General features: G+C 64.6%; 23 protein-coding genes. 12 read left to right on the plus strand and 11 right to left on the minus strand.

Going from position 1 to position 22,391, the window contains the following annotated elements; translation table 11 throughout:
* Window positions 1-2 precede the first annotated feature (2 nt).
* The 11 genes from J6497_RS00735 to J6497_RS00785 are packed head-to-tail and all read right to left on the minus strand — an operon-like array spanning window position 3 to window position 8,431.
* Window positions 3-1,049 (minus strand): EscU/YscU/HrcU family type III secretion system export apparatus switch protein, encoded by a 1,047-nt coding sequence (locus J6497_RS00735; protein ID WP_225702309.1) that lies wholly within the window; start codon window positions 1,047-1,049, stop codon window positions 3-5.
* Window positions 1,046-1,873, minus strand: coding sequence for a type III secretion system export apparatus subunit SctT (sctT, locus tag J6497_RS00740; RefSeq protein ID WP_225702310.1), 828 nt, complete (start codon window positions 1,871-1,873; stop codon window positions 1,046-1,048). Before sctT ends, J6497_RS00735 begins: the two co-directional genes overlap by 4 nt.
* Before the next feature lie 5 nt (window positions 1,874-1,878).
* Entirely contained in the window at window positions 1,879-2,154 is a 276-nt protein-coding gene (locus J6497_RS00745; RefSeq protein WP_225702311.1) for an EscS/YscS/HrcS family type III secretion system export apparatus protein, read from the minus strand.
* Between the two features lie 16 nt (window positions 2,155-2,170).
* The gene (gene sctR / locus J6497_RS00750) at window positions 2,171-2,830 is read right to left on the minus strand and encodes a type III secretion system export apparatus subunit SctR (RefSeq protein WP_225702312.1); all 660 of its coding nucleotides are present in this window, start codon (window positions 2,828-2,830) and stop codon (window positions 2,171-2,173) included.
* Complete coding sequence (sctQ, locus tag J6497_RS00755) at window positions 2,823-3,896, minus strand: type III secretion system cytoplasmic ring protein SctQ (RefSeq protein WP_225702313.1); 1,074 nt, start codon at window positions 3,894-3,896, stop codon at window positions 2,823-2,825. The genes sctR and sctQ overlap by 8 nt, the downstream gene beginning before the upstream one ends.
* Window positions 3,893-4,363 (minus strand): hypothetical protein, encoded by a 471-nt coding sequence (locus tag J6497_RS00760; RefSeq protein WP_225702314.1) that lies wholly within the window; start codon window positions 4,361-4,363, stop codon window positions 3,893-3,895. Before J6497_RS00760 ends, sctQ begins: the two co-directional genes overlap by 4 nt.
* A gap of 11 nt (window positions 4,364-4,374) precedes the next feature.
* Window positions 4,375-5,730, minus strand: coding sequence for a type III secretion system ATPase SctN (sctN, locus tag J6497_RS00765; RefSeq protein ID WP_225702315.1), 1,356 nt, complete (start codon window positions 5,728-5,730; stop codon window positions 4,375-4,377).
* 8 nt (window positions 5,731-5,738) lie between these two features.
* The gene (gene sctL, locus J6497_RS00770; protein WP_225702316.1) at window positions 5,739-6,380 is read right to left on the minus strand and encodes a type III secretion system stator protein SctL; all 642 of its coding nucleotides are present in this window, start codon (window positions 6,378-6,380) and stop codon (window positions 5,739-5,741) included.
* On the minus strand, window positions 6,380-6,985 hold the full coding sequence (locus J6497_RS00775) for a nodulation protein NolU (protein WP_225702317.1): 606 nt from the start codon (window positions 6,983-6,985) through the stop codon (window positions 6,380-6,382). Before J6497_RS00775 ends, sctL begins: the two co-directional genes overlap by 1 nt.
* Before the next feature lie 18 nt (window positions 6,986-7,003).
* Window positions 7,004-7,888 (minus strand): type III secretion system inner membrane ring lipoprotein SctJ, encoded by an 885-nt coding sequence (gene sctJ / locus J6497_RS00780; RefSeq protein ID WP_283844371.1) that lies wholly within the window; start codon window positions 7,886-7,888, stop codon window positions 7,004-7,006.
* Window positions 7,889-7,903: 15 nt separating this feature from the next.
* Entirely contained in the window at window positions 7,904-8,431 is a 528-nt protein-coding gene (locus J6497_RS00785) for a nodulation protein NolB (protein ID WP_225702318.1), read from the minus strand.
* A 223-nt stretch (window positions 8,432-8,654) separates the two neighbouring features.
* Here J6497_RS00785 and J6497_RS00790 point away from each other — a divergent pair, with 223 nt between their 5' ends.
* The 12 genes from J6497_RS00790 (at window position 8,655) to J6497_RS00845 (ending at window position 22,351) form a co-directional block, all read left to right on the plus strand.
* On the plus strand, window positions 8,655-9,356 hold the full coding sequence (locus J6497_RS00790; protein WP_283844372.1) for a nodulation protein NolW: 702 nt from the start codon (window positions 8,655-8,657) through the stop codon (window positions 9,354-9,356).
* Between the two features lie 152 nt (window positions 9,357-9,508).
* Complete coding sequence (locus tag J6497_RS00795) at window positions 9,509-9,727, plus strand: hypothetical protein (RefSeq protein ID WP_225702319.1); 219 nt, start codon at window positions 9,509-9,511, stop codon at window positions 9,725-9,727.
* 126 nt (window positions 9,728-9,853) lie between these two features.
* On the plus strand, window positions 9,854-10,066 hold the full coding sequence (locus J6497_RS00800) for a hypothetical protein (RefSeq protein ID WP_225702320.1): 213 nt from the start codon (window positions 9,854-9,856) through the stop codon (window positions 10,064-10,066).
* Between the two features lie 78 nt (window positions 10,067-10,144).
* Entirely contained in the window at window positions 10,145-11,080 is a 936-nt protein-coding gene (locus J6497_RS00805; protein WP_225702321.1) for a SctD/MshK family protein, read from the plus strand.
* An 11-nt stretch (window positions 11,081-11,091) separates the two neighbouring features.
* On the plus strand, window positions 11,092-11,625 hold the full coding sequence (locus J6497_RS00810; protein ID WP_225702322.1) for a hypothetical protein: 534 nt from the start codon (window positions 11,092-11,094) through the stop codon (window positions 11,623-11,625).
* 3 nt (window positions 11,626-11,628) lie between these two features.
* A complete protein-coding gene (gene sctY, locus J6497_RS00815; protein WP_225702323.1) occupies window positions 11,629-12,051 on the plus strand; it encodes a type III secretion apparatus assembly chaperone SctY in 423 nt (140 codons plus the stop codon).
* Entirely contained in the window at window positions 12,048-14,174 is a 2,127-nt protein-coding gene (sctV, locus tag J6497_RS00820) for a type III secretion system export apparatus subunit SctV (RefSeq protein WP_225702324.1), read from the plus strand. The genes sctY and sctV overlap by 4 nt, the downstream gene beginning before the upstream one ends.
* Entirely contained in the window at window positions 14,164-14,916 is a 753-nt protein-coding gene (locus J6497_RS00825; protein WP_225702325.1) for a tetratricopeptide repeat protein, read from the plus strand. The genes sctV and J6497_RS00825 overlap by 11 nt, the downstream gene beginning before the upstream one ends.
* A gap of 108 nt (window positions 14,917-15,024) precedes the next feature.
* Window positions 15,025-18,270 (plus strand): DUF4781 domain-containing protein, encoded by a 3,246-nt coding sequence (locus tag J6497_RS00830; RefSeq protein WP_225702326.1) that lies wholly within the window; start codon window positions 15,025-15,027, stop codon window positions 18,268-18,270.
* 2 nt (window positions 18,271-18,272) lie between these two features.
* Window positions 18,273-18,665, plus strand: coding sequence for a hypothetical protein (locus J6497_RS00835; RefSeq protein WP_225702327.1), 393 nt, complete (start codon window positions 18,273-18,275; stop codon window positions 18,663-18,665).
* A 366-nt stretch (window positions 18,666-19,031) separates the two neighbouring features.
* On the plus strand, window positions 19,032-20,408 hold the full coding sequence (locus J6497_RS00840; protein WP_225702328.1) for an HlyD family secretion protein: 1,377 nt from the start codon (window positions 19,032-19,034) through the stop codon (window positions 20,406-20,408).
* Window positions 20,405-22,351 (plus strand): glycosyltransferase, encoded by a 1,947-nt coding sequence (locus tag J6497_RS00845; protein WP_225702329.1) that lies wholly within the window; start codon window positions 20,405-20,407, stop codon window positions 22,349-22,351. The genes J6497_RS00840 and J6497_RS00845 overlap by 4 nt, the downstream gene beginning before the upstream one ends.
* Window positions 22,352-22,391: the final 40 nt, after the last annotated feature.

Here is a 22,391-nt window from a genome sequence, read left to right on the forward strand (position 1 = left end):
ATTTAGCCCGCCAGGCCCGCGGCAAAGATCACCTTGGCGACGCGATTGAAGAGCCGGGAAGGAATGGCGGCGCCAAGCCTGGCGCGACGCATCAACAGCCTGGCAAGCTCACCATCCTCGACAATGGGTTTGGCAAAATCCCTTGCCTCGGCAAGGATGCGGTCAGCCGCTGCACCGGATCCGCGACAGACGACGACCGGCACGCCGGCCTCGCCGGCGATGTAGCGCAGGCCGACCACCGCGCTTCGGCCGCGAATGATGAGTGTCGCCTGCCTCACGCCAAGCCGCGGCTCGCTGGCGCTTTCGCGGCGCAGGCGTTGATGGGCGCTGCGGATGTGTGGATTACCCTCCAGCTCCTGCATCTCCCGCTTTGCCTCCGACGGCGTCATGCGCATTTCGCGCAGGAACAGCCAACGCTGGATGAACAGATCGGCGATCGCCGCGGCAAGGAAGCAGCCTCCGGCGATCGCGAGCACGAGCTTTGTCTCCAACCCCACCACGAAGGCGAAGCAGCCCATGCCGCAAGCCGGCAATAACACCAGCGTCTTCCAGGTGCCGAGCATGACCAGCAGGAACACAGCGGTCAGCGCGGACGTCTTGACCAGGGTCTTGGCAAGCTCGATCCAGCCCCTCAATCCGAACATTCGCGCAAGGCCGCTGAACGGGTCGATGTTTTGCAGCTTCGGCTTGATCGGCTCGAGCGAAAACAGCACGCCACGATTGACTGCCACATTGGCCACCAGGCTCGCCCCCAGCACGAGGCCGAGCAGCGGGGCGATCGTGCGGAAGCTTGCCATCAGCAGCACGGATACAAGTTGGCGCAGGCCGGTATAGAAATCGCCGGTCTCGATCTGGCTGGCGAAGGTCAGCGCCTGGCGCCAGTCCTCGACAATTGTTTCCGACCAGATCCAGAGATAGAGGATGGCGGCGACGCCGCCGGCCGCGCTGACCAGATCGGAGCTGTGCGCGATCTGCCCCTTCTTGCGCGCATCCTCGAGCTTCTTGGAGGAAGGCGGAAGGGTCTTCTCCTCGCTGGTTTCGCCGCTCATTTCACGAAGCCCTCGAACAATTGGATGACGCTCGGGACCGTTGCGACCTCTGCCCGCATATAGTCGAACAAGAAGGTCGCGTAGATCGCGATGAATATGGCGAAGCCGACATTCTTGATCGTCGGTGCAAGATCGAACGGCTTGAACTGCGGTGCAAAGCGCCCGACCAAGAGGACGCAGATATCGATCAGGAGCAGAAAGATGATCGCGGGCCCTCCGACCAACATGCCGAATCGCATCAGGCGATCGAGCAAGGCCAATGACGCAAGCGCGCTGTTGGTGTCGATCTGCGGCATGAAATTGCGCAATGGCCAGATTGCGTAGCTGCGATAGAGCATGTCCACGACGGTTTGCAGGCCGTCTGCGGCGACGAACAAGGCGATCCCGCAAAGGCTGAGGAAAAGCCCCATCGCGGACGCCGGCGAGCGGCTCGACGGATCCACAGGCGCCACCTCGCTGGAAACGCCGCGCTGCACGTCGATGATCTCGCCAACGATCTGGATCGCCCAGAACGGGATGCTCATCATGAAGCCGATCGTTACTCCGACAAAGAGTTCCTTCAGCGCGATCAGGCAGAGCTGGATGGTCCGCATCGGGCGCTGCAGATCTGCGAGGCTGTCAGTGGCGTAGCCGACGATCGGGACCGCGAGCGCTAGCGTCAGCGCGGCACGGAGCAGGCCGCCGAAACTGATCCGGCTGAACACCGGCAGGATGATAACGATGCCGACGGCGCGCGTCGTTGCCAGCGCCAGGTCCGGCAGGATGCCAATGAGATCGACGATCAGCCGGTGCAACTCCGGCAGAAGGAGGAGCCCTGGATCCATATCGGCTAGCCGGACGCTGTGAGCGCCGGGAAATCCGTGAAGAGCTGCTTGGCGTGCTCGATCAATGGCCCCGCCAGGACCGGCGACAGCAGGCCAAGCACCGCGACGATGACCAGAAGCTTGACCATCAGCGGCAGGGTTTGATCCTGGATCTGGGTTGCAGCCTGGATGATGCCGATCACGACACCCACCACCAGCGCTGCGCCGAGCGGCGGCACCACCAGCGTGAGGAACAGCACGAGCGATGTGCTCATGTGGGTCAGGATGCTTGCCTCCCCCAAGACCGCCTCCTTTCGCTCAACTCTGCCCGTAGCTGAGCACCAGCCCGTGCATCAGGCGGGACCAGCCATCGATGGCAATGAACAGGAACAGCTTGAAGGGAATCGAGATCACCGTCGGCGACACCATCGACATGCCCATCGCCATGAGAATGGTGGTGACGACAAGATCGATGGTGATGAATGGCAGATAGAGCAGGAAGCCGATCTCGAATGCCCGCTTCAATTCGGAGATCAGAAACGCGGGCACGAGGATGCTAAGATCACCGATATTGGTGCGCTGGCGCATGTGCTCCGGCCAGACCCGCTCAGTTGCGGACAAGAAGAACTGCCGCTCCTGCACGCTAGTGAAGCGGTTGAGATGGTCGCGCAACGGCTCCTGGCCGCGGATGAAGGCGGTCTTGAAGTCGTCGAAGCTTCGGTATTGCAATTGCGGATCGTTCAGCCGTTGCGATATCTGCTCGATCACGGGTGCGCTGATGAACACGGTGAGGATCAACGCCGCACCGTAAATGACGATGGTCGGTGGCACCTGCTGCGCGCCGAGCGCGTTGCGCACCAGGAACAGGACCACCGAAATCTTCATGAAGGCGGTGGTCGTAACCACAACGAAGGCCAACAGGCCGAGCCCGACCGAGACCGCGATGAGAGCGAGGATACCGGGCTGAAGGTCAGTCATGAAGGAAGAGCCGCGTCGCGCGCACTCCGATCGTATCGCCGATCCGCACGATCTCGCCGCCGCCGATCGTCTTGCCGTTGGCCAGGATGTCGACGGGGCCCTCGGGATCGCGGCCGAGATCGAAAACATATCCGGGCGCCATCGCGCGCAGGGTGCGCAGATCGACCGTGCGTCGGCCAAGCTCGAAGGTCAACGTCACCTCGATCTGGTCGAGCGTCGTGTCGGCATCCGCCGACGAAGCTTTGCCGTCATCGGCCTTGTTCATGCTCATCTCCATTGCAAGCGCAGGGTGGGGGCCGAATCGGCCACGCAGGGTGGCGGCGCGGCCTGCCAGGGCAGCGTCGGCCGCGGTGCAGCCCAGTGCGACGAGAATTGTCCCGTTGGCGGGATAGTAGCTTTGCAGCAGGACAACGTCGCCCGGACGCCAGTTCGAGAGCAGCGCGACGGTAAGGCGGCTTGCGCCGATCTCGAACGCCAAAGAGAGCGGAAGCTCGTTCATCGCGGCTGGCGCCTCAGGCAGCCGGTCGAGCAGACTGGCAACGGCGGCGAGCGACGCGCCGTCGTCCGAGCGCGTCAGGTGCAGACAGGCGCGGCCGTGCCAGTCGCCCCATTGGATACCGAGCATCACGCGGTTGAAATCCCAGCCTGGTGGATCGGCCGGCTCAATCCGGGTCGGCATGGTGACCTCTGCGTCGAGCGCATCGAGCAGGCCGGCAAGCGCAAGCTCGACCAGCAGGCTGCGCAACGGTTCGTCGAGCAGGCCGAGACCATCCTGGATGCTGCTGATGAGGCGTTCGACGAGCGATTGCGGCAGCGACAGGACGGCGCGCGTCTTTGCCGATCCCAGGCCGAAGTGGCATGACGGCTCGGATTCCGGAATCGTCTGCTCCAGGCCGATCGCCGCGATCGCAAGCGGCTTTCCGGCAAGTTCCGTGACGAAAGGAAGCCGCCGCGTCGCCACCCTGTTCAGCGCAGCGAGTTGCGCGCGCGTCAGCCATATCAGCGGTTCGTAGCCGATCACAAGATTCACTGGGCGCGCCGGCACGTCGTGGGTGCGGACATTCATCGCAACCGTCCGTATCGGAGTTCGACGTCATCTTCGCTCTCGCGCTGCTGCACCATCTGCAAGCGCGCGATTTCGGCGGTTTGCGTGCGGGTTTCGATCTGTTCCCATTTGCGCCTGTCGCGCGTTTGCACGGTCAGGCGCGCTCGTCCTGCCTCGACGGCCTTGCTGGCCTCGAGGAGAGAATGGGACGCAGCGTCCCGGCGATGAGCAGCCTCGCCGACCCGCACGCCCAACCTGCGGATCGTTTCGCGGTGGCGCTCGAGGCTGGCGCGCGGCAGCGGCCCCGCCTCCGGCAACGAGCGATAGATGTGATCCTCACTGGCGCGCTGTGCGTGCTTTTCAGCCTCAAGGTTTCGGTTGGCCGCGTCGCGAACAAGCGCCGCCTCGGCTTCGCGTTGATGAAGCGCAGCCAATTCCTGCAGCGCGCGTCGCTCGCGTTCACGCCGCAGCCGCGCGAGAGCCGCCACCTGCAAGAGGTTCACCCCGCCAGCCGCGTCAGCCATGCCAACGTCTCCTGGAAGTCGATGCGCTCGGTGCCCGTTTGGCGCAGGAAACTTCGTATTTCATTGATCTTCGCCACTGCCTCGTCCGCGACCGGATCGGCGCCGCTCTTGTATTCGCCGACCTGGAGCAGGAACTCGATCTCCGCGTAGCGGGACAGCAATTCGCGCAGGCGAGCGGCTGCGCGCTGGTGCGCGAGATCGGTGACCGCGTTCATGACGCGGCTGCGGCTCGCCAGGATGTCGATCGCCGGATAATGGCCGGCGCTCGCCAACTGGCGCGACAGGATCACGTGGCCGTCGAGGACGCCGCGGGTCTCTTCCGCGATCGGATCGCCGCTGCCATCGCCTTCGACCAGGACCGTGTAGAACGCGGTGATCGAGCCGGTGACGCCGGGACCGGCCCGTTCCATCAGGCTTGGCAATTGCGCGAAGACGGACGGCGGAAAGCCCCGCCGGGTCGGCGGCTCGCCGGCGGCAAGCCCGATCTCGCGCAGCCCACGCGCAAACCGCGTAATGCTATCCATCACCAGCAGCACGCGCCTGCCGTTATCGCGGAAATGCTCGGCGATCGCGGTCGCCACATAGGCCGCCTTCACCCGCTCCATCGCCGATCGATCGGACGTCGACACGACGAGCACGGCACGGCGCATGCCGTCCTCGCCGAGTTGAACCTCGACGAATTCGCGCACCTCGCGACCTCGCTCGCCGATCAGGGCGATGACCGCGACGTCGGCGTCCGCGCCGCGCACGATCTGCGCGAGCAGGCTCGACTTGCCGCCGCCCGGCTCGCCATAGATGCCCATCCGCTGCCCTTCGCCGCAGGTCAGGACTCCGTCGATGGCGCGCAAGCCGAGCACCAGCGGGCGATGGACCAGCGACCGGGTGAGAGGGCTCGGCGCAGATCCGTGCAACGGACGAGCGGCGTCTGCATGAATCGACCCTTTGCCGTCGAGCGGATGGCCACCGCTGTCGATCACGCGCCCAAGCAGGGCTTCGCCCACCGGCGCCTCCATCACGCGCCCGGTGGGGATCACTTCCGCCCGCGCCGACAGGCCAGCAAGATCGCCAATCGGCGTCAACAGGGCATGGCCGCCGTCGAGGCCGACCACTTCCGCATCGCGCATCCATCCGGTGTGAGGATTGTGGAGGCGGCACAATTCGCCGATCCGCACGTCGGGCACGACGGCGTGAATCATGGTGCCGACCGCGCGCGTCACGCGTCCGCGCAACGGGCGGGTTTCCGTCTCCCTGATGCGCTCGCGGATGTGCGACAGCGCCTGATCCAGGCGTCGCCCCGGCGTCTCCACATCGGACGATGCGACAGGTGCCATGACGTCCATCATTGTGACGCCTCATTGCCGGCGTCACCATGGTCATGGTGCGCAAGCAGGCCCCTGCGCAGGGCCGACAGTTGCGCTTCGAGGCCAAGCTCGATATTGCCAAACTCGCTCCACAGCACGCATTGACCGGACGCGAGCGTCGGATCGACCTCGATCTCGATCATGGCCGAGCCGCCGTGGTCGCCGAGCTCGGCCAGCGCCTCGCGCAGGCGCATGGACTGTTCAGGTGCCACGCGCAGACGCATCTCGCCGCCGGCCTGCAGCTTCGTCAGCGCATGGCGCACGGCGTGTGCGAGGAGATCGCCGGGATCGAAGCGGCCGAGCAGATTTTCGATCACATCGAGAACAAGGGTCGGAACATCCTGCTCGAGGCGACGCAGATAGGCATTGGTGCGCGCCGACGTCGCCGCGATGAGTCTGCTGGCCTCCTCGCGTCCGATCGCAAGTCCCTCGTCCCTGCCGCGCTGGCGCTCGCGCCGGTAGATCGCGCGTGTCCAGTCGCGCATGTGCGCGTGGTGGCGCTCGGCGGCGTCAAGGGCAGACTGTGCTTCGCCCCAGATATTGAATTCTTCCTGCCGCACCAGCGGACCGAGCGGCCGCAATCGCGGAGGAGTGGGAGCCTCGGTCTGTTCGAGGGGCATCAGCTGGTCTCTCTCTCCGCTATCACAATCGTCATCACCGATTGGCAGGCGGTCATGTGCTCGGGGCTGAATTGGCGTGCTCGCTCAGCCTCCTCCGGCGGCAACCTGAGCAGCACGGCGTCACGGCGCGGCTTGGGTTCGCCCGCAAGCCATGCGCCAAGACAGGCCACGCCGTCGCGATCGATCGCATGGGCAAGTTCGGAAACACCGATCGCCTGCGCCGGCACAACCGACGCGGCGGCGTGACGAAGACCAAAGGCAAACGCCTTCTCGCCGATCGTCGCGACCAGCTCTGCGGCCGCTTTTCCTGTTACCACGAGCCGCAGCGAAGCCGCATGCCAGATCGCGCCGGCAAGTCTTGCTGCGTCTTGGGGATGCGCGGGGCCAGCGAGAAATTCAGCGGGCGCGGGAATCGGCCACAGCTCTTGGTCCGCAAGACCGGGTCTCATCTGCATGGCGAGCCGTTGCTCAAGCCGCCGGCAATTCTGCAGCTTGCGAATGGTCTCCGCTGTGAGGCGCTGATCGAGGACCGCGGCGATCCGCGAAGGATGCAGGAACGACAGCGGATTTGCCGTCATGGTCCGTGGGCTGGCACCAATTCTCATTGGGCCCGCATCCAATAATCAGGCCGCCTGACGCGGCGTGCCCCGCGACAGCTTTGGCTGAGCGGCGCCGGTCTGGAAAGTCCCCGGCGGAAGGCGATCTACCATTGCGTGCACGGGCTGCACTTGTGCCGGGCCTTGCTGAGCCGCGGCTGTCCGGCGGCGGCTGAACCAGTAGACGCCGCCTGCGCCGATGAGGAGGCCGCCGAACATCGCTATCGGCCATTGCACCGTCTCAGTCATCGGTGCGGTACCGGTTGCCGCGGTTGTGATTACCGGCTGCACCTCATTGCGTTCGACGGGAACGAGCACGACAGAGACCTTCTCATAGGAAAGCCCTTCGATGCTGTTGGCCACCAGCATCTTGATCTGTTGCAACAGAGCCTTCACCGGCGCGCGTGCATCGTAGCGGATGAAGACGGAGGCCGAGGATGGCGTCGCATCCTGCCGCAACAGATCGTTCTTCGGCAACACGACATGGATGCGCGCCGACAGCACGCCGTCGATGTCGGAAATCGTCTTCGACAGTTCCTCGCTCAAGGCGTAGACATAGCGTGCGCGCTCTTCGGTCGGCGAAGCGATCAGGCCCCCGCCTTTGAACACTTCGCCCATGTTGGTGAAGGTCTGGTGCGGATAGCCATTGGCCTTGAGCAGTTCGACGGCCTGGGCGAACTGCTTCTGCTCGACGACGACGGTGCTGGTGCCGTCCTTGGATTGCGTGCGCCCGGCATCAAAGCCGTTGCCGAGCAGCAGCGCGACCATCTCATTGGCTTCGCGCTCCTGCAATTTCGTGTAGAGATCGGCCTTGCAGCCGCCGAGCGCCGCAGCTAGCAGACAGGCGATGAGCGCGGCACGCCTTCGGCATGCTGCGCCAGCTACATTCCGAAGATTGGATTGAGAGGCCATCTCTGTTGTGACCCTTCAGCTCGATGACATCAGCCGGTTCATCGACGACGTGAAGCTGCCGCTGCTCTTGGACACGACAGACACCTGAATCACCTGCCCATAGGTTTTCTGCAGTTGCTCCAGCATGTGGCTGAACTGGCCGGTGCGAGTCTCCTTGGCCGCCAGTTCCGGCGCGCCGCTCGGCACTTCGCGCAGGGCGCTCGCGGCCGGTCCCGGCTCGGCGGAGGCGACCTTGAGCAGAGGAGCGGAGGGCGCCTTCTTTACGTCGCCACTACTGAGCTTGTCGTTGCGATGAATCGCCTCTAGGCGGTCTAGAATACGCTCGCCAAGCGAATCGTTGCGCGTCGTGGGGCGGCTGATCTCGCGCGATGGTTCCGCAGGAGGAACGGGCGCAGCCGTTTCTCGCGCCGCGGCAAAGGATCGAGCGAACTCCTGACCTTGGGCCGCGGTTTGCGTCGTGGCTTGCGCTGGGCCGCCATCCATGACGCCGCTTGTTCCGATGCCGTTGATCGCGACACCAGAAGAGATCGCTCCGACTGTCATCTCGCCTCCGCTCCCGCCCGATCGATCGCCGCAGGGCGGGCGGAGCATAGGAACGCCACCTTACGGCAAGGTGACGAGATCGGTGCATGGCGCTGACCGAAGGCTGTCGCAATGTCGGACTAAGATCGCCGGATTGGAAATATTTCGAGAAATCAGTTCGATGATCACTGAGCCCAACACCGCTTCCAAACGAGGAATGTCAGCGCCCACTGGGATAGCTTTGTTGGTTCTCGCTTTCCTGTTTGCTTCGACCGCGTGTGCCGCGCCACTGACGCTGCCGGACACTTCTTATAACTATACTGTGGTGGATCAGGATCTGCCGGCGGCCTTGCAGGAATTCGGCACCAATCTCGGTATCAAGGTCAACGTCAGTCCGGACGTGCGCGGCCGCATCCAGGGGCGCTTGCCGGAGTTGCGCCCGCGGGCCTTTCTCGATCGTCTTGCTGCGATGTTCAATTTCGAATGGTACTACGACGGTCAGGTCCTTTATATCAGCGCGGTCAAGGAATCTCAGAGCCGGCTGTTGGTGCTTGCCCCAATCGGATTCGATCAGTTCAAGATCGCGCTCGATGCCTTGAAGGTCGCCGACGACCGCTTTGCGGTTGTGCCCGCGCCCGGCAACGGGCTCGTGCTGGTCTCGGGGCCGCCGCGCTTTGTTGCGCTCACCGAGCAGACGCTTGCGGGATTGATTGCCGAGGAACAGGCAAAGCCGAAGCCCGGCGTTCCAGCGCCGCCGGCTCAGAAGGAAACCGTGTTGAATGTTTTCCGCGGCACGCAGGTGAGCATCTGGCGCAACGGCCGGTTGGAGCAGGTGATCGGTCCCGATCCGCGTGTCGAGGGCCAAGCCGCGCGTCAGCCGCGCGGCGATGATGAGCCGGGCCGCCTCTCGCATTCACCGGTGCCCGCTTCCCTGCATCCGTACTGACCGAGACCCGGCCCGTTCTCGTTAGCCGTCAGGTTTTCGAAAGCTAGGCCGCTTACATATCGATCCGCGATGGGCGGAATGTCCGATTGCCGCCTTCTTGCAATTGTCGCGACGCGGGGTTCCGCGGCGTGCAGCGAATGGAGCGACACCAGATGTTCGGAGCGATCGGCAACATCGCCGGCGCCATGCTCGGAGGACCAGTTGGCGCCGCTGTCGGCGGTGCCGTTGGCAATGCGATCGATGGCGGCGGCAATCAGCAGCAGGCGCAGGCCTTTCAGGCGGCACTGCAGAGTTTCGCGATGCAGATCGCGAACGATTCGATGGGTGAGTTCGACGAAGCCATGGCGGATACCGAGGAGGATTTCGCCTGACCTCGGGAGTTGGGCCCTGCTCAATCCCGACCAGGGGCCACAAGCGGCCCTTCAACATCCGGCTCGCGGCGGAGGCCCGCGATTTGGATCAATCCAACCGATATCGAAACAACGAAGGAGAGCGACATGGGCGATACTGTTGGCGGTATCAACAATGCCTTGGGCGGAGCGACCGGCGCTGGCGCGACCGGCGGCGCCGGCGACAGCGGCAATTTCCAGTCACAGCTTGCCGAACTGAAGCGCGTGAGCGAAGAGGCGCAGGCGAAGAGCATCGAGATGCGCAAGCTCTCGACGGTGCTGAGCTCCGACAAGAAGGTTGCTGACGAGCGCGTGCAGTAATCCAGCAGGAAGGCGCGCGTTTCGACGCGCGCCTTTCCGCTTGTGGCGGAAGATTTTCAGTCGGGAAGGACCGCGGCATTGGCTCAGTCGAACGATTACGTTCTCGCGATCGGGGCCGGGCTCTATGCCGGGACCTCGCAGGACCTGCCGGCCGGCACCTATGTGATCGGCGGCGCCGTCGAGGCCGATGTCGTGCTGATCGGGGAGAATCTGGCCGCGCGCCACGCCGTCGTGGTCATCGACGACGACAAAGCGCGCGTCGAAGCGCTGGCGGATGGCGTCTCGCTTGCAGGCTACGGGGCCTTGAACGCCGGACATCCCGTGGCGGTGACGCTGCCTTTCGAGCTTTCGATTGCGGGTGTCGTGATGTCCTGGAGCAGGGCTATCAGCAAATCCAATACGGCGCACGACCTGCATCTTCTTTCTGGCAGACGGCTGCGTTCGGCAGCCGCGCTCAGCGTAGCCGCCGTGATCATTGCCGCGATCGCATCCAATCTCGCAGCGGTCGGAACCGGATCGGCCGGCAGCTTCATCGACAGCTTGCGCCCGCCGCTGGCCGCCCCTGCCGCACCCAGCGGATCGGCAAGGCCGGAGCGCGCGCAACTGAGCACGCAGCCGGCCGGCGCCATCAAGGATGCGGCGGAAGAGTTGACGCGCGAGGTCGAGAACGCGGGACTGCTCAACGTGACGGTCGAGGCCAGCGGCGGAGCCGTGATGGCGCGCGGCTCAGTCGAGCCGGGCGTCGCCGCACAGTGGCAGAACGTCCAGCAATGGTTCGACCAGCGCTTCAAGGGAGAAGTGCTGTTGGTGAACGGCGTCGCGGTCAAGGCGGAGAAGCTGCCGTCATCGCTTGCGATCGAGGCGGTATGGCGAGGGCCGCAATCGCATCTGGTGATCCGTGGCCAGAAGTACCTGGAAGGCGCGATGCTGGACGATGGCTGGACGATCCAGCACATCGAGGCTGAGCGGGTAGTGTTGAAGCGCGATGGCCGGCTGGTGGCGGTTCGGTACTGACGGGTGGTGCGATGGTCAAGGTGCCGCAACGGCTGTTGAACCGCCAGGTCGCCCCGCCCCAGGGCAGGGACGTTGCGCCGTCCTCGACCGAGATACGCCGCGATATCGCAACCGAGCTCAGCGTCACCGGCGTCAATGCCGATCGGCGCGGGGTCAGCGGGCATGCCGCGGCCGCGGCCGATGAGGGCATAGAACTCGATGCTGCGATCGATGCCACACTCGCCGCATCCGATGTCGATCCGGTCACGCGTGCCCATCTCGGCGAGGCGCGCGGCGCGATCGGCGCGGTGGAGCATCGCCGTGGGCTCGAGGGCTTTCAGGGACAGAATCTGGCAGAGGCCCTGTTTCGTTTCGTCATGCCGCGTCTGCGCCATCCGGATGTCCTGCACGCGGAGCGGCATCGCGCCATCCTGGAGCACCTGTCCTTCGAATTGGATCGCCTGCCGGCGGACAGGACGTTGCAAGAAGGCGCGGTCGCCATCCATCGCGAGCTGCGCGGCCTGGCGTTGCTGCGTCAGGGGCGCAATAGCCTCATCGAGGGATGATTGGTGTCATCGTTATTGCAGGAGCTCCCATCGCCGGCTCGGCCTGCCAGTTCTGCCGCAGAGGTCACAGTTCCGCTCATCGGCGGCCCGCAACGCGATCTGCTCTGCACGGTTTCTTATATCTATCTCGCCTGTGGCCAGCCTGAGCGTGCGCTTGCTCTGCTCCGCCTCGTCGAACGAGACGTCGAAAACGATATTGGCTTCTTGCGCGTGCTAGCCTACGCGCTGATCGCGGCCGAAGATGGCACTGAAGCAATGCGTATCATCGAGCGGCTTCAGGAACTTGACAGTAGTGTCGGTGCGCGTGCGCCACTCCTCCTGATGCGCAGTCATGCGCTGCGCCTGACCGGTCGCCTGGGCGAGGCGCGGGAATGTTTTCGGGCCTTTACCGCTGCGCGCAAGCAAGCAGAAGGAGACGCTTCGTGACCGCTCAATTGCGCGCGCTGCTGCTTCGCCTCCCGAATAATCCCGATCTGATGGTCGCTGCGGTCCTGCTCCTAGCCGTCGCGATGATGATCCTGCCGATGCCGTTGTGGCTGGTCGATCTCTTCATCGGCTTCAATCTCGGCTTTGCGGTGCTGATGCTGATGGTGGCGCTCTATATCCTGACGCCGCTCGATTTCTCGTCGCTGCCCGGCATCATCCTGATCTCGACCGTGTTCCGCTTGGCGCTTGCCATCACCACGACGCGGTTGATCCTGTCGCAGGCGGAAGCCGGGGACATCATTCGCACTTTCGGCGAGTTCGTGATCGGCGGAAATGTGGTCGTTGGCCTAGTGGTCTTTCTGATCGTCACGCTGGTCCAGTTCATCGTCATCGCCAAGGGCGCCGAGCGCGTGGCGGAGGTCGCGGCCCGCTTCACCCTCGACGCGCTGCCGGGCAAGCAGATGGCGATCGATGCCGAAATGCGCAACGGCGACATCGACCAGGCCGAAGCGCGGCGTCGGCGTGGCGCCCTGGAGAGCGAAAGTCAGCTCTACGGCGCCATGGACGGCGCCATGAAGTTTGTGAAGGGCGACGCCATCGCCGGGCTCGTCGTGATCGTGGTCAATCTGCTCGGCGGCATCTCGATCGGCACGCTCTCGCGCGGGCTGTCTTTCAGTGCGGCCGTCCACGAATATTCACTGCTGACGATCGGCGATGCGTTGATCTCGCAGATTCCGGCGCTGCTGCTGTCGCTGACCGCCGGCACGGTGGTGACGCGGGTGACGGGAGACAAGCAGGTCAATCTGGGGCGCGATATCGTCGGGCAGCTCGGCGCGAGTTCGCGGGCGCTGAGGTTGTCGGCCGTCGTCCTGCTCGGGCTCGGCCTGATTCCAGGCTTTCCCACCATGGTCTTCGTCGTGCTCGCGCTGATCTTCGGTGTGGCGAGCCTGGTGAGGCGGGATACGTCGCGCGAGAGCCAACGGGCATCGCCGGCCGCAGCCGCTTCGGCGTCACCGCCGGTGTCCGGCATCCGCCGCGCCGCCGTGCCGTCGGAGGTATCAGCGATCGCGCTGAAACTGGCGCCGATGCTTGCCGACAGGCTGGATGAAAACCAGCTTGCCGGTCACATCGATCGCCTGCGCACGCAATTATGCGCGCAGCTCGGCATTCTCATCCCCGAGGCGGTGGTCGCGCGCAACGAATCGCTCACCGAGACGCGGTATCGTATCGACATCGAGGGTGTTCCGGTCGAAGAGTGCGAGGCGCGCGTGGACCAGCTTCTTGTGGTCGACGATCTCGCCAACCTGGAGCTTCTGAACCTGCCGTTCGAGCGCGAGCAGGATAGCCGGCGCATGGCCTGGGTCGGCGTGGCGCATGCGCAGGCCTTGCGCGATGCGGGGATCGGATGCCGGGCGGTCGAAGAGGTGATGGCCGTCAAGCTGCGTGACATCGTCGCCCGCTACGCCTCCCGCTTCGTGGGCATCCAGGAAACGCGCGCACTGCTGGCGCGCATCGAATCTGGATATGCCGATCTGGTGAAGGAGACCCTCAGGACCGTTCCGGTGCCGCGCATCGCCGACGTGCTGCGCCGTCTCGTCGACGAGGGCGTGTGCGTCAACAATGCGCGCCTGGTGCTCGAAGCGCTCGCCGAATGGGGCGAGAAGGAGAGCAACGTCGTCCTGCTCACCGAATATGTCCGCGCGGCGCTGAAGCGGCAGATCTGCTACAGCCATGCCAATGCGCATCGGGTGGTTATGGCCTATGTGCTCGAGCGCGAGGCGGAAGATGTGGTGCGTGGCGCGATCCGGGACACCGCCGTCGGTCCCTATCTCGTGCTCGATGAGCGAAGCGGCGAGCAATTGTTGTCGCAGTTCCGGAAAGTGGCCGCCGACGCAGCCGCAAGCGAAGTCAAGCCTGTCATTCTCTCGTCGATGGATGTGCGCCGCTATGTCCGTGGCTACATCGTGCGCAATGGCCTCGATCTCGCGGTTCTCTCCTACCAGGACCTCGCCGGCGATTTCATGGTGCAACCGGTCGGCTCCATCAGTCTGAACAGCCAGCGGCAGGACCTGCCGGCGCGCAAGCCGGCAAAACCTGGACAGGACGTGCTCAGTGCAGCGTGACGGAACGAAACAGCAGAGCGGTCGCCATGCGCTAGAGCGCTGCCGGTTCCTATGGCCGGTGGCGGCGATATTCATCCTGGCGCTGCCAGCATCGGGCTGCATGCTGACCGATCAGGCCGCGCTCTCGTTGCGGCCGGAGGTCCGGCCGCCGCTCGCCGACGTTGGCGATCTCGATTCCGCTGCACTCACCCGCCTTGCCAGGGCGACCGCGCAAAATGGCGGCGATGCGGTCGACCCGGTCATTCTCTATCGCCAGCTGGCAGCGCGGGCACCGTCGGATCCGTCGCCACGGATCGAACTCGGCCGTCTGCTGATCAAGCGCAATGATATTGACGGTGCGGATGCCGCATTCCGCGAGGCGCTGGCGCTCGCGCCGAACAATGTGGACGCGCATGTTGGTGCGGCGCAGATCCTGCTCGCGCGGCGCCAGTCGAACGATGCACTGGCAGCATTCGAGGCGGAGCTCACTGATGCGCCGGACAATGTCCGCGCCTTGAATGGTCGCGGCCTTGCGCTGGATCAGCTTGGGCGCCGCGACGAAGCGCAGGCAAGTTACCGCCGCGCGTTGACCATCGATCCCGACAACGCCGTTGCGCGCAACAATCTTGGCGTTTCCCTGACATTGGCCGGCCATCGCAAGGAAGCCCGCGCGGTCCTCGAGCCGCGCGGAAGCGAGCGCACCACTCCGCCGCAGGTTCAAGGCAGCCGGTCTCCACGCGCGGAAGCAGATGACGTCAATTGATCGAGGCGCGAGCCCGCTGTCAGGTTGATATCAGGCAGCAGCCTTAGAGTGTGATGATCACGAGGAGCGGGTGTCCCTTGCGGGATTGTTGCCGATAAGGAGTTGTTCATGGCTGCGCCGACGCCTGCCACGCCGTCATCTCGCGCTGCGCCGGATGCCGGCGCCACTTGGCGCGCCGAAGATGGCAACCGTTCGCAGCGTGTCTTCGACAATGCGATGGCAGCCCAGCTTGCGCTGCAGGCGGAACGGGCCGCGTCCGCGCGCGAGCCTGCACAGCCCGATCAGGATCGCCGCGCAGGGATTAGCGATTGGGTTGATCAAAAATCAGATCGCAGCGGAGACTTTTTCGGAATCGGCGGCACGTCGGGCGTCGACAAGGTCAAGGACGCGCTGCGCGGTCAGAGCGAGCTTGGGCCGCTGAATGCACGGGAGCAGCGGTTTTTGCTGGACCGCGTCCTCGATCGCTGGACCGCCGGTCGCGGCGAGGGGATTTGCGGCACTGTGCAACTGAGCCGTTCGCTCGATGACGTGCCAGAGCTCCGCGGCGTGGTGGGCGAGCGGCTGGCGCTCAGGGCGGCCGAGCTGTGGCGGGCTGCGCGAGTGGCCGACGGCGTCGACGAGACCTGGCAGCAGGGCGCTGCGGCTTCATCCTACGCGATTGCGGCCGTGACCGCCTTGTCCGAACCGCCCGGTGGCGGTCAGGACGTCTTGCGATCGGTGATATCAGCGCTTGATCCTCGCGATGCCGGCAGCTTTGCCCGGGCGCTCGCTGGCGACCGGCAAAATCCGATCCTTGGCTATGGCGGCAGCGCCATGAGCCAGGTCCTGGAGGCCCTCGGCAGTGCGCCGATGAGCGATACGACCAGCGCGTTTGCGCAGAATGCGTTCGCCGGCACCTCCTCCTTCGACTACGCCTCCCGCCCGGCGCTGCGCCAGATGATGGCGGGAGCGCTGGCGCGGGAATGGTATCCCGATGACAGCAATCGCCAGGCACAGGAGCGAGACCGTCTCGCCGGCATTCTCGACACGCGGCAGGGACGCGAACTGCTCGGCATCACGGACCGGAATATGCCGCTTGAGGCGCGTGTCGGCGCGCTCGCGGCGATCAGAATCGATAGCGCGATCACCGGACGAAGCCTCGGCGAGGTGGACGATCCCTGGACAGCTCCCGCAATCGTTGCGCCGTTCGCGGAAGCGAGCGCCGGTCGCTATCTCGCGACGCGCGGCGATGCGCCCTTGAGCTTACGCGGCAGCGATCTCGACAACACCGTCGGCTATGCGATGGGCCTGCGCCCGAGCGTGGCTCCGGGAGCGGATTTCACGCAACTGCAAGCGGCCGCCGCTCGCGGCGAGCATTCGTTCTATGCAAGCGGCGAGGATGGCGAAACGGTGCGAGCGGTGGCCGATCAGATCCGCGCGGTCGCGGCCGACGGCAATGCGCAAGCAACGGTGCTGCCGATCACCTATTCAAGCAACGAGACCGGACCGGTGCAACTTCCGCTGTTTCGCGTGCTCGATCCCGCGGGTCGCGAACGCTTCGTGGACAATATCGGTCGCCGCTACGACAGTTTCGAGGATTGGCGCACGAGCAACCAGTTGCCGGGTGGAAGCGTGACTTATCCGGCGGACGGCCATCTGCGGACCGGCGCCGATGGCGGGGTCGCGCTTGGCCACGGCAATACGCCGCGAACCGTCGATACGCTTGGCGAGCACATCACAGAGTTCGTCGATAAGGCAGCCCTGGTCGGCGGCATCGTCGCGGGTGGCGTGTTGATTGTGGGATCGGGAGGGCTTGCGACACCGATCGTGGCCGGCGCCGCCGGCGTGGCGGTCGGAGCGGGCGCCTGGGGCGCCTATCGCAGCGGTGATGCGCTGTTGGATCGCGCCCGGCATGGCCAGTCGCTCGATCCGATCCATGATGAAGAGGCGCGAGGCCTCTGGCTTAATCTCGGCGCGAGCGCCGCGTCGGTGGGCGCATTCGGCAGCGCGGCGCGGCTTGCCCAGCTCGGGCGGGCCGGCCGCGCCATCGCGCCGCTGGAAGCCTCTGCGCATGGTTACGTGCAGGCCGGCGCGGCGGTCCTCGACAGCGCCGCCATCGCCAATCAGGGCGTCGATCTTTCGCGCAACTGGTCACGCATGTCCGCGGGCGATCGCGTCGAGGCGCTGCTCTCGATGGGCTTCTGGGCGACGGCGGCTGCCGTCGGCGCCCGTGGCGGAACGCGACCGGGCGACATCTATAACCCCGTTCGCATCCGCGACAATCTGTTGCGCGACCTTGCCCCGCCGGTCGCGCCGGATCCGGCTTTGCCTGGCAACGCCGTGAGTATTGACTACGATCCGGCCACGGGCGCGGCGACGCGCGTCCGGCATGGACTAGAGGCCAGCGCCGAGGATATCGACCTTCACGTACGGACGGCTCAAAACATCCAGCGCAGCCTGATCCTTGAAGGCCAGCTGCGATCCCTGTTCACCGAGCATGGCGAGCCGCCTCCCGGCACGGTTGGCTGGGCCGCGCGTCTCGACATCGCCAAGCTCCGCGAGCGGATGCAATTGCGGGCCAGCGAACGCGCCGGTCCACAATTGACGGCGGCGCGATTGACGGCGGCGCGGCGTGCCGAGTTGGCGCAGGCGGACGCAATCGATGCGCGGCACATTGACGAGTTGTCCGAAGAGGTCGCCTCTTTCGTGCGCGATCCGGCGCGGGCAACGATCGATGCCCGCAGCACGCCGCGCGTCGAGCGTGACACCGCTGCCGAGCGGCAGGCCCTTCATGTCGGCGAGACCACGCGCAGCCTCGGCCGCAATGAAGCCACCTGGAGGGTGAACGAGCGGCACGAAACCGTCAGGGTCCGTTTCCATCTTCGCGAGATCCCGCCCAAGAAGGAACGGCCGGCCGAAGAGAACGAACTGACGTCGAACGTCGGCAAGGAAGGCGGCCGCGTCGGCGAATTCCCCGAGCGGGATGACGGCGGCCACATGATCGGCTTCCAGTTCATGCACGATCAGGGGCTGATCAACCTGTTCCCACAGAACTCGGAGTTCAATCAACAGGTCTACAACCAGTTCGAAACCGAGATGCGCCAATGGATCGAGGCCGGCGCCGAAGTTCGCGGCTCGGTCGAGGTCGGCAGCGCAGGCGCACATGGCGCCCTGGAATGGGGCGGGGCGCGTCCTTCGGAGGTTGCCATCCGCTATGAAGTGGTCAATCCTCGGACCGGCCGCGTGACCTACCGGAACCAGGCACTGTTCGACAACGAGCAGGATCAGAATTTCCGGGGATTCGAGAGCGAGGCCGGTGCGGGCGGGCGCCAACTTGCCGCGGCGATGCGCGCGCGCCTTCGGGACGGGAGATGAGGTTGGCCATGATGGATCAAAGGCAGGCAGACGCGCTGTTGCACGAGATCGCCGGCATGGTCGCGCAAAGCGAAACCATGGAGTCCCGTGATTGGGCCGGCATCTCGGTGGTAGCGATCGTCGACGAGGCTTCCGTTCAGGTCAGCAGCTACCGCTATGACGTCGGCGGCCGGGCCGAGCCCGGCGACCCCGGAGACCTCTCCATCAACCGGAAGTTTCGCGAACTCCACACCCTCATGCGCCAGCCGACCGGCCGGCACTGGAAATCGGCGCTGATGCAGATCCGCCGCGACACCGGCGAGGTGACGACCGACTTCGAATATGACGATGCCTCGCGCTGGAAAGTGACCCCTCTCAACCTCCACACCATGCCGGAGCAGTTGCGACCGCGCTAGCACCGGCACGGTCCGCGCCGGCGTCAGTTTGCGCGCCGCAAGCATCCTCTCCCCAACTCCACCGTCATGCCCCGCCACCAGGTCTCAGGCTCCGGCGGGGCATCCAGTATCCGACGGCCTCTCGGCTCAGGTACTGCCGTCTCTGGAATACTGGATCGTCCGGTCAAGCCGGACGATGACAGCGGAGAAGCTGTTTCACAATTGAACCGCTGCCCCAAAAACTCCCGTTCTTCTCAAATTTGATGAAAGGTGTTTCGCGGAATTTGGTGATTTGGCAACGGCATCGGTTTCTATTTTCAGCGCACTACCTCAGGATGCAGGTCTCGTGAGTTAACTCGTTGGCCAACAGCATTCGGTTCAGTTCCCATGGACCCAGCGCGGAAGTCTCCCTTTGCTGAGGCGCAAGCTCCGGCACCGCCTCAGGACCACGGCACCCAACGTTCGGATGCGCAGGGCAGCGCCAAGGACCTGCAGCGCGATCTCGACGAGCGGCTCAGGCACAATTTCAGCGAGCCGCCGGGCGACGTATCGTCCAATCACCAGGCGTCAGCCCGCACATTTCTAAATGTGCGACGGCTTCTGAAGATAGCGATCGGCCTCGCCATCATTGCTGTGTTCGGCTGGCTGCCGCTGCGGGCCATCTGGCAGACATCCAGCGTCGAAGCCGTCGTCAACGCCAGGCTCGTGACACTGAGAACTCCAATCGACGGCCAGGTAACGACGAAATCCGATCGTCCCACGCCTCTTAGTTCGATCGCCGAGGGCGACACCATCCTGCGCGTGGTCAATCCGCGCGGCGAGAGAACCCGATTGGATGACCTGCGTCGCCAGGTGTCACGACTGGACAATGAGCGGCCGAGTCTCGCGGCCAAGCTCGCCACCGCGCAGGCGGCGCAGCAGGATCTCGCGCGCCAGGCCGCGCAGTTCAGGGAAGGGCGGATCCTCCAGTTGGAGGCGCGTATCGCCGAAATCCAATCGGCGATCGAGGCCGCCGGCGCGCGACGGGAGGAGGCGGTTGCCGCCGTGGAGCGGGCCACATCGCTTGCAAGAACGGGGAATGTTTCCAGTGTCGAGCTGAACCGCTTGACCCGCGAGCAGGCCGTCGCGCAGCAGACCGAGACCGGCGCGCGCCGCCGGCTGGATGCCGCGAAAGTCGAGCTCACCGCGGCCCGGCAAGGCACCTATCTCGGAGACAGCTACAACGATCGGCCAAGTTCGGTTCAGCGCGAGGAGGAGATGCGGCAGCGTGCGGAGGATCTAAAGGCGGATCTGGCGCATGCCGACGCCGAGACCAATTGGCTCAACGGAGAGATCGCGTCCGAACAATTCCGCTATATCGGCCGGGCAGAGGCCGACATCAAGGCTCCCGTTGCCGGACGAATCTGGGAGATGATGACCTCGCCGGGCGAGGACGTGCGGGCCGGCCAGCCACTATTGAAGCTGCTCGATTGCAGCGGCGCCGTGGTCACCGCCAATGTCACCGAGAGCGTCTATAACCTGCTCCAACTTGGCGAGCCGGCGACCTTTGAACCCAACGATGGCGGACCGTCTGTCGAAGGTACCGTCGCGAATCTTACCGGCGCCTCCGGCGCACCCGCGAACCTCGCCATCAATCCGGATGCTCTCAGCAAGGAGCCATATCGTGTGACGGTCTCGCTGCCGAGCTCCGACAGCGTGGTCAAGGACTGCAACGTAGGGCGCACCGGCCGCGTCGTATTTCGACACGACGCATCAAAGTCATGATCTCGGCGCTTGCGCCAGGCCTGGTTGCGTTCGGCGCGTGTCTGGCGATCTTGCCGCTCTTGAAGCGTGAAAATACGTTTGCGCGATCGCTGATGGCCGGGATCTCCTTCATCCTGTTGTGCCAGTACTTCATTTGGCGCGTGACGCGAACGCTGCCGCCGGCGGGTTGGAATGCGGATTTCCTTGTGGGTTATCCGTTCATGCTGGCGGAAGCCGCGTCGATGCTGTCCGTCACTCTCTCGCTATTGTTTCTCAGCCGAACCATCGACCGCAGCGACGATGTGCAGGCGATCTTGAGGGGCTCCGCAGCGACGCTGGCCGTGCCGCTCGTCGATGTCTTCATCTGCACCTATAACGAGGAAAAGGCGATCCTCGAACGCACCATCATCGGCGCCACCGGCCTCAACTACGGCAATTATCGCGTCTGGGTGCTGGACGATGGACGACGTCCCTGGCTCAAGCACCTGGCCGAAGAACTCGGTTGCCTCTATCTGACCCGTCCGGACAACCGGCACGCCAAGGCCGGCAACATCAACCACGCATTGCGTTATGTCGCGACTTTGCGTGACAAGCCCGAGTTCATCTCCATCCTGGACGCCGACTTCGTTCCGATGCCGGACTTCCTGGTGCGCGCGACCAGCCTGATGAAGGACGATAGCGTCGGCGTGGTGCAGACGCCGCAGCATTTCATCAATCCGGATCCGATCCAGTCGAACCTTGCCGCGACCGAGGTGTGGCCCGACGAGCAGCGCTTCTTCTTCGACATACTGATGCCGGCAAAGGATGCCTGGGGCGTCGCCTTCTGCTGCGGCACATCGTCGGTGATCCGCTTTTCAAGCCTGATGCGGATCGGCGGCTTCCCAACCGATTCAGTCACCGAGGATTATCTTGTCACATTGCGTTTGAAGGAGCTCGGCCATCGGACCGTCTACCTGAACGAACGGCTCACGATTGGATTGGCGCCTGAAGGAATCAAGGAATACATCACCCAGCGTGGCCGCTGGTGTCTCGGCTTCATGCAGATCGTGCGCGGGCAGAGCGGGCCATTCTCGTTGCAGTCGAAGCTCTCCTTCATCGACCGGCTTTCACTGGTGGACGCCTTCATGAGCTGGGCTGCGGTCTACGGCACGAAGGTCCTGGCCCTAGTGGTTCCCTGGCTGTACCTGCTGTTCGGAATCAAGGCCGTCCATGCCGACCTGTCCGAGCTCTTGAAGTATTTTCTTCCGTTCTACATCTGGCATGCGTTCACGATGGCGTGGATTTCCCGCGGCCGTTCGCTTGCGATCATGACCGACGTGTCGCAGTACATCGCGGCGCCCGCCGTGCTCAAGGCGGTCGTCGCGGGGCTTCTGAAGCCGCAAGGTCACAAGTTCAAGGTGACGGCGAAAGGCGGCGATCGCAGTCAGCTTTTCGTCGAGTGGCCGCTCGTGCGTCTCTATGGCGCGATGCTCGCGATAACCCTGGTGGCAATCGCCTATGCCTTCATCATCCGTCTTCGGGGCGATAGCATCGCCTATGGCGGGCTGGCGCTGGCCTGGAGCCTGTACAACTGCATCGTCCTCACGATCGTCTGCTTCATCTGTATCGAACAGCCGCGCCGGCGCAAGGCGGAGCGGTTCGCGCGCGATGAGCCGGTTCTCGTTTATCACGGGAGCGACGCCCGCCTTGTACGGATGGCCGATATCTCGATCACGGGCGCCCGCTTCGTCGATCCGGAGCCGCCACCGGTCGGAACGATGCTCAGGTGCACCGTGTACGGACAGGACGTGTCGGCCCTTGTCGTGCGGCGGACCAGAGACGGCTTCGGCGTTCGATTTGAAGAGAGCGTTGCCACGCGGGTAGGTGTCGTTCGCGCGTTTTACGCCGGCGAGTATGTTCGTGCCTTCCGCAGCGTTAGAGCCGCCCCGGTGGGCAAGGCCATTGTTGCCCGCTTGTTCAGGTAGAGACGCAACCGGTGGCGCATCCTAATACCAGCCGAGGTTG

The sequence above is a fragment of the Bradyrhizobium cenepequi genome, assembly GCF_020329485.1.
Taxonomy (GTDB): Bacteria; Pseudomonadota; Alphaproteobacteria; order Rhizobiales; family Xanthobacteraceae; genus Bradyrhizobium; species Bradyrhizobium cenepequi.